We start from the raw sequence: 12,288 nt of genomic DNA on the forward strand, positions 1-12,288 counted from the left end.
TGTTATTTTCCAAGCCAGCCACGCACGCCACCCCCGGCCTCGCACAGCCCCTGCCAGAGGGCCAGCAGGGAGCGCTCCAGGGCGGTACGCAAGGGTCGCGACAATTGTCCGAACAGCCAGGTCGCCAGCACGATGGCCGCGATGACCAGCACTTCTTCGCCGCCGCCCTGGGCAGAGGGCCGCAAGGCCAGCCAGGAAGACATCACCAGACTATGCGCCAGGTAAAGCGGAAACGTGTAGAACGCCAGCACACGCCCGACCTGCACCAGCCACTCGGGCGTGGACAGGCGCGCATGCAGGGCGCAGTAGAAATTGAGCAAGACCAGCAAGCCGATCAGGTAGTCCCCGAGCACGCGGTCGGCGCTGCCCAGCGGCCATGCCGGCCAGGGCCAGTACGCCTCGGCCAGCGCACGCAAGACCATCTCACCCTGCCAATGGAGATAGAAGAACAGCAAGACCGGCGCCAGCAGCATGCCGGCACGGGCCAGGCCGGCCGTGATCGGCCAGCGGCCATACCAGCGCCACAGCAGCACGCCCGAATACCACACCGGCAACAGCAGCCAGAGCTTGTAGCCCATCACCAGCAGGATCAGCGCCAAGGCCACCAGGCGGGTACGGCCACGCAGGAAATACAGCACGCCGAAGAAAGCGTAGTACCACGCCTCGTAACCCAGTGACCAATAGGCGCCCAGCCAGACGGGGGTCTCCGAGAAGCGCCACAGCTCACCCAGATAGAGGGCATGGAAAGGCAGGTAGACAAACCATTTCTGTACCTGATAGGCATCGTGCATCGGCACGGCCAGGTGCGCTTGCACCAGGTAGGCTGCACCGAACGCCAGCACCAGCGCCGGCAAGGCCACCGAATAGAGCCGCGCCGCCCGCGCGGCGGCATATTGCGCCAGGCTCTGCTGGCGCGACTGGGCGGCATGGGCGATGACAAAACCGGAGAGCACGAAGAAGGTCACCACGGCCTCCCGGCCCCACTGCGGCAACCACTGCGCCTGTGCCGGCGAGACGATGCGATAGGCCACGAAATGATCCATCACCACCAGCAGCGCGGCCAGGAAACGCACCAGGTCCAGATAGCAGGAAAACGCCTTCTTCACACCAGCACCTCGACCGGCGCAGGGTGGCCGAGGAAAGCCGTCGGACTGGCGCTCAAGCCATAGGCGCCGGACTGGAACACCACCACCAGGTCACCCACATCAGCGTGCGGCAATTCCATCTGCGCGGCCAGGATATCCAGCGGCGTGCACAGCGGACCGACCACCGACACCACTTCACGCGGCAAGCTTGTCCCTGCGGCCGGGGCTTGCCGTGGCACCACGGTGACCGGATAGTTCTTGCGGATCACCTGGCCGAAATTGCCGGAGGCCGCCAAATGGTGATGCAAGCCGCCATCAACCACCAGGAACACCTGCCCGCGCGAGAGCTTGCGATCGACCACGCGGGTGACATAGATGCCGGCCTCGCCGACCAGGTAGCGTCCCATCTCCATGACCACCTGCACCGACGGCAGGGCCGCCTTCAGGCGCGGCAGCCGTTGCGCCAGGTGGGCGCCGATGGGGGCGATGTCCAGCGCCCGCTCCCCCGGGAAATAAGGGATCCCGAAGGCGCCGCCAATGTTGAGGATGCGCAGGTCGATCCCGGATTGCTGCGCCAGCGTGATGGCCAGTTCGAAGCTGCTGGCCTGGGCCTGCATGATGGCCTGGGCATCCAGGCTTTGCGAACCGCAGAAGATCTGCAAGCCGCGCACGTCGGCGCCCTGCCCGACCAGATGGCGCAACAGCCCGACTGCGCGCTCGGCATCCACGCCAAAGGGCTTGGCACCACCGCCCATGCGCATGCCCGAGGACTTCAGTTCGAATTCAGGATTGATGCGCAAGCTGACCACCGCCTGCACGCCCAGCTCGGCGGACATGGCCAGTACCGTCTCGGCTTCGCGTTCGGATTCGATGTGCAGCATCACGCCGGCCGCCAGCGCCCGGCGCAGCTCGGCCTGCGACTTGCCGGGTCCGGCGAAGCTGATGTCCTGGACCGCCATGGGCGTATCCAGCGCAATGCTCAATTCACCGCCCGAGGCCACGTCGAAGCCATCGACCAGTTGCGCCATCCACTGCACCAGCGCCGGCATGGGATTGGCCTTGATGGAGTAATGCAGCACGATCTCCGGTGGCAACGCCGCGCGCAGATGCGCCACCCGCGCCGACAGCCGGGCCCGGTCATAGGCGTAGAAAGGTGTGCTGCCGACGCGTTCGGCCAGGCGCGTGAGCGCCATGCCGCCCACCTGCAACATGCCATCGATCAGGGGAAAGGCGCGCTGCTCGGCGTGCACTGGCTTGGCGGGACGTTCAGCGTTCATCGGCGGTCTGGAAAAAATGTCCTGCCAGCGTCTGCTGCAGGAGCTTGCGATCGAGCTTGCCGTTGGGCGAGCGGGGCAAGGCATCGGGCCAGGCATGCACTGCGGCCGGCACCATGTAGGACGGCAAGTCCTGGCGGCAAGCCTGCACCAGTGCCTGCGGCGACACCTGCGCCGTACCTGGCACCACCACCAGCACAGCCTGCCCGGTCTGCGGATGCGGCAGGCCGATGGCCGCCGCCTCTTCCACCAGTCCGGTGGCGTAGACCACTTCTTCGACCTCGTGCGGACTGATGCGATAGCCGGAGACCTTGATCATGTCATCCTCGCGGCCGACGAAATAGAGATAGCCCTCTTCATCCATGCGCACCGAGTCGCCCGACCAGACCGCCAGTTCCCCCACGGTCAGGCCGGGATCGCGGCCCGGCGTGGGGCGAAAGCGCTGGGCGGTCTTCTCGGGGTCGTTCCAGTAGCCCTGGGCCACCAGCGCGCCACGATGCACCAGCTCGCCCACCTCGCCCGGCGCGCAGGGACTGCCATCGGGATGCACCACCATGATCTCGGCATTGGGAATGGCGCGGCCCATGGAATCGGGCCGGCGATCCAGCTCCTCCGGTGGCAGGTAGGTCGAGCGAAACGCTTCGGTCAGGCCATACATCAGGAACACCTGGGCGTGCGGCAAGGCACTGCGCAATTGCGCCAGCACCGGACGCGGCATGGCGCCGCCGGAATTGGTGAGATAGCGCAGCGTGGTCTGCTCGGGCCATGGCAACTGCGCCAGCTGCTGCCACAGCGGCGGCACGCCAGCCAGGCCGGTGATGCCCTCGGCCACCACGGCATGGAGGATGTCGCGCGGCAGCAGGTAGTTCAGCAACACCACCGAGGCGCCGCTGAGGAAAGCCGTGGTCAGCTGGCTCAGGCCATAGTCGAAGCTCAGGGGCAATACCGACAGCAAGCGGTCCCCGGCATGATTGCCCAGGTAACTGGCCACGCTCACGGCGCCCGCCACCAGGTTGCGATGGGACAGCACCACGCCCTTGGGGCGGCCGGTACTGCCGGAAGTATAGAGAATGGCGGCGACGTCGCTATCGATGCGACGATGGCCACGATGCTGGCCCGGCAGGCCCGCCAGTTGCAGGAACGGCGTCCAGCCGATCTGGCGCGCGCTGTCCAGGGCGAGGTCGGTGGCGGCGTCGCCATCGACCAGCACCACGGTCTGCAGTTGCGGGCATTGCGCCAGGCTCTCGGCCAGCACCTGAGCGCGCTGCGCCGAAGTGACCAGCACCCGCACGCCGCAATCATTGAGGATGTGTGCCACCTGGGCCGGCTTGAGCAAGGGATTGACCGGCACGAAGACCGCCCCTGCCGCCGCCGCGCCGAACAGCGCCAGCACCGTCTCCATGCGCTTTTCGAGGTAGACCGCGACCCGCTCGCCAGACCCGATGCCCAGCGCCAGCAAGGCCGACGCCACCTGCTCCATGCCGCCGCAAAGGCCGGCGTAGTCCAGTTGCTGGCTGCGATAGCGCAAGGCCACGGCGGTTGGCCGCGTCTGCGCGGCCGAACTCACCAGCTCATGGATCAGCGTGATGCTCACTTGATATCGTGCCGGCTCATCAAGTCATACAGCGTCGGACGGCTGATGCCCAGCAGTTCGGCCGCCTTGAGGATGTTGCCGTCGACCCGCGTGATGGCCTTGACCACCGCCCGGCGCTCGGCCTCGTCACGCACCTGGCGCAGGTTCAGCGGCTCGGCCTCGCGGCCCTCCACCGACAGGCCCAGATCGTCGGCGGTGATGTGCTGACCATCGGCCATGATGACGGCGCGCATGATGTAGTTTTCCATCTCGCGGATGTTGCCCGGCCAGTCATAGGCTTCGATGGCGTCCAGCGCTTCCTGGCTCAGGTGCAGCGTGGCGCGGCCTTCCTTGGCGCAGAACTTCTGCACGAAGTGGCGGGCCAGCAGCACGGCGTCGCCGTTGCGGTCCTTCAACGCCGGAATCTTGATGACGATCTCGCAGAGGCGGTAGTACAAGTCCTCGCGGAAGGCTCCGGTGGTGGTCAGTTCCTTGAGGTTCTGGTGGGTCGCGCAGATCACCCGCACGTCCACCGGAATCTCGGTATGGCCGCCGACCCGCTCAATGACACGCTCCTGCAGGAAGCGCAGCAGCTTGGCCTGCAGGGGCATGGGCAGGTCGCCCACTTCATCGAGGAAGAAAGTGCCGCCATTGGCCAGTTCGACCTTGCCGATGGTCTGCTTGGCCGCGCCGGTGAAGGCACCCTTCTCGTAGCCGAACAGTTCGCTTTCCAGCAGGTTCTCGGGGATGGCTGCACAGTTGATGGCCATGAAGCGCTTCTCGCTGCGCGGGCTCAACTGGTGCAGCGCACGCGCCAGCACTTCCTTGCCGGTGCCGCTGTTGCCCAGCAACATGACCGAGGCCGAGGAAGGCGCCACTTTTTCGATGCTGCGGCAGACGCCCAGCATGCCGGCATCGCGCGTGATGAGGCCATTGAGCGGCGAACTGCCGGTGCCCTGCTGCATGCGGCGATGCTCGCGCTGCAGGGCGTGCAGGTAGAAGGCACGCTCCACCACCAGGCGCAAGGTCTCGTCGTTGCAGGGTTTCTGGTGGAAATCATAGGCCCCCAGGCTGATAGCCTTGACTGCGTGGGCGTGGTCCTGGTTGCCGGTCAGCATGATGACCTTGGTATCGGGCGCCAGCGCCAGCACCTGCTGCAGCGTGGCAAAACCTTCGGTGGCACCATCCGGATCGGGCGGCAGGCCCAGGTCCATGGTCACCACCGCGGGCTCGTGCCGGCGCACCATCGCCAATGCACTTTCGCGATCCCCCGCGACCAGCACTTCGTAGGCATCGAGGCTCCAGCGCAACTGCTTCTGCAGGCCTGGATCATCCTCCACAATCAAAATCTTAGGCTTGTTTTGACTCACTGGTTTCCTCTTGTATTTGTCGCGACGCTGCGGCCGTGGCCGCATGCAGGGGCAGCCTGATGCAAAAACGCGTGCCCACCCCCTCGGTACTTTCCACCTGCAGCACGCCCCCCAGCGCGTGCAGGTATTCTCGACTTTCGAATACACCGATGCCCATCCCGGCCGACTTGGTCGTCTCGAAGGGCTTGAACAAGCGATCACGGATGAATTCTTCGCTCATCCCGTGACCGTTGTCGATGATCTCGATCACGGCCTGCTCGCCCGCGCGGTCCAGTCGCACATCGACCTGGCCGCTGGTGGGCGAGACCGCCTCGATGGCATTTTGCACCAGATGGCCGGTCACGCGCTCCAGGCGTTCCCAGTCGGCCTCCACCTGCAGGCCGCTGGCGGCCACGATCAGGCGCGGCTTGGGGCCGCCGGCCGACTTGGCGCGCAGGGTCCGCTGCAGCAATTCGTCCAGGTCGATGATCTCGTTCTGCTCGGCCGAATCCTTGCGACTGAGCTTGTGCAGCAACAGGCGCATCTTCTGTACCGAGAAGTCGATAGTATCGATCATGTCGCGCTGGAATTCAGGATTATCCTTGTGGCGCTCAGCGTTGGCCATCAGCAACGACAGCTGCGCCACCAGGTTCTTGAGATCATGCACCACGAAGGTGGACATGCGATTGAACGACTCGAACTGGCGCGCCACCATCAGGTCATTGGCGAACTGCTGCTGCATCATGTAGCTGCCAGCCTGGGTGCCGGCGATCTTGAGCAGGTCGATGACTTCCCAGTTGAGCTTGAGCGGACTGCGCGGCTGCGCCAGCACCACGAAACCGACCAGGCTGCCATGCACATGCAGGGGGACCACCAGCCAGGCGCGCGGCGTATCGCGCAGCCACTGCGGCAGGGGCAGGTGATGGTAATGCGCGGGGTCGGTCTTGTGCTGCAGCAGGTCGATCACCCAGTGCTTCTCGCCCAGGTAGCGCAGCAGTTCGGCATTGGCGGCATCGGGGCCGGCCACCACGGCCATGTTCCAGCAGGCCACTGTCTCGATGTTGCCCTCGCGCACCACGAAGGCTGCGCCGCCCGGACTCTCGACCAGGCGCGCCAGGGCTTCCACCACGCGCTGCTCCAGATCCGGCCCCTTGGCCGAGAGCGAACCGGTGAAGGCCAGCCAGACCTCGCGATAGTCGTAGTTGTAGTTGTAGAAATGCTTGCTGATGAAGACCCGCAGGCGCGCCCGGAAGCCACCCGAGAACAGCACCCCGACCAGCAACACCATCGCGCCGCACAGGAAGGCCAGTTGCGCCACCGACCCCCAGCTGCCGCCGAAGATGCGCACGTAGTAACCGGTGGAAGCCATGGCCAGCAGGTAGGCGGCACTGCCAAAGAGCGCGGCCGAATGGAACAGCACATGGCGCGACACCTTGATCCCCAGCGACCAGCGCGGATTGCGCAAGGCCGAGATGGCAATGAGCGGCACCGCCAGCGCATTGACGAAACCACGCGCGACCCAGGTATCGGGATTGAAGTGACGGAACAGCAGCGCATCGCTGTACATGTAGAAGTCGTAGGCGAAGATCACGCCCATGCCCAGGCAGGCGAACTTGATGCCCCAGCGCTGCGCCTCAAGGGTATTGCGATAGAGCTGCTCCACCAGGAACAGGCCGAGAATGGCCGTGCCGGTGCGCAACAGGGTCATCACGGTGAACTGCCCCACACGCACCGGATAGCCCTGCTGCCAAGACACTGTCAGGGTACATGCCAGGGTCACCGCGTAGAACAGCACCACCACCACCAGCCAGCGGTTGGCATTGGAGAGCGTGGCACGGCGCTCGCGGTTGAACGCCCCCACCAGCAGCAGCAGGAACAGGTTCCAGGCCACATTGCGCGCCACCTCCAGCAGCGCGCCGGCCATCGGCCAGGGCGTCGGCGCCCACAGTTGCAGCGCCAGCAGCAAGGCCCATACGGCATTGATGGCGCACGTCAGGCCCAGAACGATACGACGCGGCTGGCCCTTGTTGCGCAGGACCAGGAAGCCCCCCAACAGGAAGAAGGTCAATGCCGCGACCAGGTAACTGAGCAGGGCGACTTCCATCAGCATGCCGAACATGGGAAGGACCTCAGGTGCCTGCGCCGAACAGGACGACACTCAAGGTGTCGATGAGGATCAGCATGTCCAGGAACAGGCTGTTGTTCTTGACGTAGTAGAGATCGTATTGCAGCTTCTGCACGGCATCGTCCTTGGATGCGCCGTACTTGTAGCGCACCTGGGCCCAGCCGGTGATGCCCGGCTTGACGCTGTGACGCACGTTGTAGAAAGTGATTTCGTTGGCGAACTGCTCGACGAAATAAGGACGCTCCGGACGCGGACCGACGAAGCTCATGTCGCCGCGCAGGACATTGAAGAGCTGCGGCAATTCGTCGATACGGTACTTGCGCATCACGTTGCCCACGCGCGTGATGCGCGGATCGTCCGCCTGCGCCCACTGCGGCTTGCCGGCCTTCTCGGCATCCACGCGCATGCTGCGGAACTTGAGCACCATGAAGCTTTCGTTGTTCTTGCCCACGCGCTCCTGGCGATACAGGATGGGACCGCGATCCTCCAGCCAGATGCAGATGGCCGCACCCAGCATCACCGGCGACAGCAAGGGCAGCATGATGAGGCTGCAGAACAGGTCGAAGCTGCGCTTCATGAAGGTACGGATGATGCTCTGGTCGAAACCGTTACCGAACACCAGCCAACTGGGATGCAGCGAGTCGAGCCGGATCTGGCATGCCTCGCGCTCGAAGAAACCGGCAGCATCGGTCACGCGCACGCCCTTCATCTTGCACTCCAGCAATTCCTGGATGCGCAGCGCACCGCCGCGACGGTTCTGCACCGCCACCACGATCTCTTCGGCCTTGTACTTGCGCGCCGTCTCCAGCAGGGTACCGGCCGGCTCCAGCAGCTTGGTGATGGTGCTCTCCTCGCCGGCCACCGCAATGGCGCCCACGATGCTGTACTTGTGATTGCGCAGGTTCTGGCGCGAGGTCTCGATGCAGTCACGCACCAGGTCGCTGCTGCCCAGGAAGAGAATGGGCGACACCAGCAGGCGTGACTTGACCACATGGAAGAAGATCGTGCGTACCAGCAACACCGATACCGCCGACAGCACCAGTGCAATGGCCAGAACACTGCGCTCCAGGTATAGAGCCGGCACAACATAAAAGATCACCAGCATCGGCACCAGCGCGATACCCAACGAAGGAATCAGACGCACCAGCGTCCAGCGTACGCTCTGCTCAATATTGCGCTGATACATGCCCACCGCACTCATGCCCAGCACAATGCACACCGCCATGGTCGCCGTAGGCCACAAGAACTGGTGAAAATCCCGCATATCCTCGGGCTTGCCAAGAAAACGCAGGTTAACCCCAAGATAGCCGGCTACAAACAGCATGGCCAGTTCGATCATCAGCAAAAACGCCACTACCTTGGACACATAGTGGTTGGCAATTCTAAACATTCTTTCCCCCAACTTCCCAGACTACCTTGCTGCGACCCTAGCCTCTTCGACCATGCGACACGACCAGTCCCTCCCGCAGACCCGACTCGCGACGACACACTTTTTTTGCCCGAAACCCCTCACCGGGGTCACGTGAATTTTCTCTGTGCAAGCTTTTACATTCACTAACGCAATCCCGCACCTTCACAGCGCTGAAGAATGAACTTTTTTGGTCATATTTGCAACATGATTTGTAAGTTTTTTGGACATTTCCGGGCGGCATTCATTTCGCAAAAATCCTTTACCCATAAGGCTTGCAGGGCAATTAAGCATTTTCACGGCATAAAAATTTACCTGATTTTGAATTGGCCCTCCCATGAAAAATCAGGTCAAATAGTGACGTGAAGAAAATTTAAGCCATGTCGGAAAAACTTACATTCCTCAAGACAACAACGGCGACGGAAAACGCAAGCACTTGAAAATAAAGTGCTTTTATGTGCAGGCACAACAATTGCTATAACGACAATTAATTTGATGGGTACTGCTTCATCACCCAGACATCACCACATAAGGCCATCCTGATGAAAAAATTCCTGCTTGCCGCACTGTTCGCCCTGGCCAACATCGGCTCCGGCGCGGCCAATGCGACCACGCTGTCGACCACCATCAATGCTGACAATGTCTTCCAGGTCTACGTCAGCACCAACAACAACACGCTGGGCACCCTGGTGGGCAACGCCAACGACTGGACCACCACCTACAACTTCAGCACCCTGCTGACTGCCGGCGTCACCAACTTCCTGCACATCGTCGTGGCCAACCAGGGCGGTCCTGGCGGCCTGCTGGGCGCCTTCGTGCTGTCGGATGCCAACCTGGTGTTCGCCAACGGCAGCAACACCCTGCTCACCGGCGACGCCGGCCTGACCCAGAACCTGACCGGCTTTGGCCACACCACCAGCGCCACCGTCTCCGAAGGCGCCAACGGCACCTCGCCCTGGGGCCTGCGCAGCGGCTATGGCGCGCTGGCACCGCAGTGGGTCTGGAACTACTACAGCAACAATGCCAGCGACTTCAATACCGTCTACTTCACCGCTGCCATCGAGGTCCCCAACGCCGTGCCGGAACCCGGCTCGATCGCCCTGCTCGGCCTGGGCCTGTTGGCCCTGCTGGCATGGCGCAAGCGCAAGGACAACCTGGCGATCTGAACCATGATGATGTGCCGACCCTCGCGGCGCGTCCCTGAGTATCGATGAGCGCGTCGCTCTGGCTTTCGGCAGCAGCAAGATGCTTGCTGCTGCCCCCAATGAACCTGCTACTGTTCACAGTGGCAGGTTTTGTGCTTTGTCGGTGGCATCTACGCTGTGGCCGGGCGATGGTCACCATAGGGATCGTACTACTCGGCTTGCTGTGCATCCCCGCGGTGTCCAACCTGCTGGTGCAACCACTGGAAAACCAGACCACCGTGCTCACCCCCGCCGCGCGCAGCCAGGGGCAGGCCATCGTGGTGCTGGCCGCCGGCAGCGAGGACCACGCTCCAGAATACGACGGCATGGATATCCCGGATTACGTGGCGCTGGCACGCCTGCGCTACGCGGCACGATTGCAGCACCAGACCAAGCTGCCGATCCTGGTGTCGGGCGGCAACGCACCAGCCGACGCGCCGCAGCGCTCCAAGGCCGAGGCCATGGCGCGCGCCCTGCGCGAAGACTTTGCCACGCCGGTGCGCTGGATCGAAGGGCGCTCGGAAAATACAGAGCAGAACGCCAGCTATTCGGCAGCTCTGCTACGCGAAGACGGGGTCGAACGCGTCCTGCTTGTAACCGACGCCATGCACATGCCGCGCGCAGTCATGGCCTTCGAGCACGCGGGATTGCACGCCATTGCTGCTCCCACCATGTTCTTCCGCCTGGATCACCTGGAACCACAATCGCTCCTCCCAAGCGCCGAGGGCTTGCGCCGCGCCTACTACGCCAGCTATGAATGGCTGGGCCTGCTGTGGTATCGACTGCGAATGAATGCCAACCACCCGAGCTAAGCACGTCTAACCCGATTGCAACCATGACCACTTCAATCAAGCGACTCAAGCTTCTCCTCTGGCTGCTGCTGGCCGCCATCGTGCTGGCCCTCGTGACTGCGGCGGTGGCGCTATCGCGCCTGAACATTCCGCCACGCCAGCTTGCCCCCTATCTGGAACGCCGTGCCGAGGGGCATCAGGAGGCACTGACCAATCTGGTCATGCAAGCGGCCGAACTCCTGCAGCGCCTGGATCGCGGCCAGCGCAACATCCATACACCACAACAATGGACCATCGGCGCCCAGCCCGGTGCCTTTACGCCTGCCCCGACGGGGGTGGTGGTGCCGGTGGGCAACACGGTCGAACTGGCCCAGTCGCTGGCGCAAGCCCGACCCGGCCAGATCATCACCCTGCAGCCCGGCCACTATCGCATCGACGGCGACGGTTCGCTCGTCGTGCGCCAGGCCGGCAAGGCCGAATCGCCCATCGTGGTGCGGGCCGCGCGCCCCGACACCGTCTTCATCGAGCTCAATGCCGGCGAAGGCTTCAAGATCGATGCCCCCTGGTGGATCTTTGAAAACCTCAACATCGAAGGCGTCTGCAAGAGCCAGGAGTTCTGCGAGCATGCCTTCCACGTGGTGGGCCGCGGAGCGCACTTCATTGCCCGCAACAACCGCATCGTCAATTTCAACGCCCATTTCAAGATCAATGGTGACGAAGGCGGCTTCCCCGATGGCGGCACCATCGAAGGCAATACCCTGACCAACACCGCACCACGCCAGACCATGGGACCGGTCACGCCGATCGACCTGGTGGCCGCCAGCAACTGGCGCATCGTGCGCAACCAGATCAGCGACTTCATCAAGGCCAGCGGCGACCGCATCAGCTATGGCGCCTTCGTCAAGGGCGCCGGCAGCGGCAACCGTATCGAGCAGAACATCGTGCTGTGCGAATACTTGCTGCAGGGACACACCGGCCAGCAGGTCGGCCTGTCGCTGGGTGGCGGCGGTACCGGCCTGCCCTACTGTCGCGACAAGCGTTGCATCACCGAGCAGGATGGTGGCGTGATCGCCGGCAACCTGATTGCCTCCTGTTCCGACGACGGCATCTATCTCAATCGTGCCGCGGCCAGCAAGATCTTGCACAACACGCTGGTCGATACCGGTGGGATTACGGTACGCTTCGCCGAAAGCACGGCCGATGTCGAAGGCAACCTGATCGACAGCGTGGTGCGCGCCCGCGATGATGGCCTGGTGCGCACCGCCGAGAACGAGGTGACGGGCGCGCTGAACCTGTACCTGGGGCGTCATCCGGTACGCAATCTGTTCCAGTCGCCGCAGATGCTGGACATGCGCTGGAAGGACAAGCCGCCTGTGCGAGAAAACATGCAGGAACAAGTGCCTGATTTATGCAAAGGAATGCGCAGCGGACGTGTATCCTATGGCGCGTTCGAGGATTTTGCTGCCTGTCGCAGGCAGCCCTGATTGCGGCACGGAAAG

At 63.4% G+C, this 12,288-nt stretch carries 9 protein-coding genes; 3 read left to right on the forward strand and 6 right to left on the reverse strand.

Annotation, left to right across the window (positions count from 1 at the left end; translation table 11 throughout):
- Positions 1-2: 2 nt before the first annotated feature.
- Genes ACIPHN_RS02975 through ACIPHN_RS03000 form a run of 6 tightly spaced genes read right to left on the reverse strand, consistent with a single transcriptional unit; the run spans position 3 to position 8,796 of the window.
- Positions 3-1,106: an acyltransferase family protein gene (locus ACIPHN_RS02975; RefSeq protein ID WP_400432494.1), complete on the reverse strand. Its 1,104-nt coding sequence runs from the start codon at positions 1,104-1,106 to the stop codon at positions 3-5.
- Complete coding sequence (locus tag ACIPHN_RS02980) at positions 1,103-2,362, reverse strand: pyridoxal-dependent decarboxylase, exosortase A system-associated (protein ID WP_400432497.1); 1,260 nt, start codon at positions 2,360-2,362, stop codon at positions 1,103-1,105. Before ACIPHN_RS02980 ends, ACIPHN_RS02975 begins: the two co-directional genes overlap by 4 nt.
- Positions 2,352-3,953, reverse strand: coding sequence for an acyl-CoA ligase (AMP-forming), exosortase A system-associated (locus ACIPHN_RS02985; protein ID WP_400432500.1), 1,602 nt, complete (start codon positions 3,951-3,953; stop codon positions 2,352-2,354). Before ACIPHN_RS02985 ends, ACIPHN_RS02980 begins: the two co-directional genes overlap by 11 nt.
- Entirely contained in the window at positions 3,950-5,302 is a 1,353-nt protein-coding gene (prsR, locus tag ACIPHN_RS02990; RefSeq protein WP_400432503.1) for a PEP-CTERM-box response regulator transcription factor, read from the reverse strand. Before prsR ends, ACIPHN_RS02985 begins: the two co-directional genes overlap by 4 nt.
- Positions 5,283-7,400 (reverse strand): XrtA/PEP-CTERM system histidine kinase PrsK, encoded by a 2,118-nt coding sequence (prsK, locus tag ACIPHN_RS02995; protein WP_400432506.1) that lies wholly within the window; start codon positions 7,398-7,400, stop codon positions 5,283-5,285. The genes prsR and prsK overlap by 20 nt, the downstream gene beginning before the upstream one ends.
- Before the next feature lie 10 nt (positions 7,401-7,410).
- A complete protein-coding gene (locus ACIPHN_RS03000; RefSeq protein WP_400432509.1) occupies positions 7,411-8,796 on the reverse strand; it encodes a TIGR03013 family XrtA/PEP-CTERM system glycosyltransferase in 1,386 nt (461 codons plus the stop codon).
- A gap of 560 nt (positions 8,797-9,356) precedes the next feature.
- Here ACIPHN_RS03000 and ACIPHN_RS03005 point away from each other — a divergent pair.
- From ACIPHN_RS03005 to ACIPHN_RS03015, 3 genes are all read left to right on the forward strand, one after another.
- Positions 9,357-9,980: a PEP-CTERM sorting domain-containing protein gene (locus tag ACIPHN_RS03005; protein WP_400432512.1), complete on the forward strand. Its 624-nt coding sequence runs from the start codon at positions 9,357-9,359 to the stop codon at positions 9,978-9,980.
- A gap of 197 nt (positions 9,981-10,177) precedes the next feature.
- The gene (locus tag ACIPHN_RS03010; RefSeq protein WP_400432515.1) at positions 10,178-10,810 is read left to right on the forward strand and encodes a YdcF family protein; all 633 of its coding nucleotides are present in this window, start codon (positions 10,178-10,180) and stop codon (positions 10,808-10,810) included.
- A gap of 23 nt (positions 10,811-10,833) precedes the next feature.
- Complete coding sequence (locus tag ACIPHN_RS03015) at positions 10,834-12,273, forward strand: right-handed parallel beta-helix repeat-containing protein (protein ID WP_400432518.1); 1,440 nt, start codon at positions 10,834-10,836, stop codon at positions 12,271-12,273.
- Positions 12,274-12,288: the final 15 nt, after the last annotated feature.

This window comes from Herbaspirillum sp. NPDC087042 (assembly GCF_044745245.1).
GTDB lineage: Bacteria > Pseudomonadota > Gammaproteobacteria > Burkholderiales > Burkholderiaceae_D > Herbaspirillum.

What these genes read in the sequence shown, in the direction of transcription:
- ACIPHN_RS03000 (WP_400432509.1), bottom strand. Translation starts at nt 8,796, where the DNA reads ATGTTTAGAATTGCCAACCACTATGTGTCCAAGGTAGTGGCGTTTTTG.
- prsK (WP_400432506.1), bottom strand. Translation starts at nt 7,400, where the DNA reads ATGTTCGGCATGCTGATGGAAGTCGCCCTGCTCAGTTACCTGGTCGCG.
- ACIPHN_RS03005 (WP_400432512.1), top strand. Translation starts at nt 9,357, where the DNA reads ATGAAAAAATTCCTGCTTGCCGCACTGTTCGCCCTGGCCAACATCGGC.
- ACIPHN_RS03015 (WP_400432518.1), top strand. Translation starts at nt 10,834, where the DNA reads ATGACCACTTCAATCAAGCGACTCAAGCTTCTCCTCTGGCTGCTGCTG.
- ACIPHN_RS02980 (WP_400432497.1), bottom strand. Translation starts at nt 2,362, where the DNA reads ATGAACGCTGAACGTCCCGCCAAGCCAGTGCACGCCGAGCAGCGCGCC.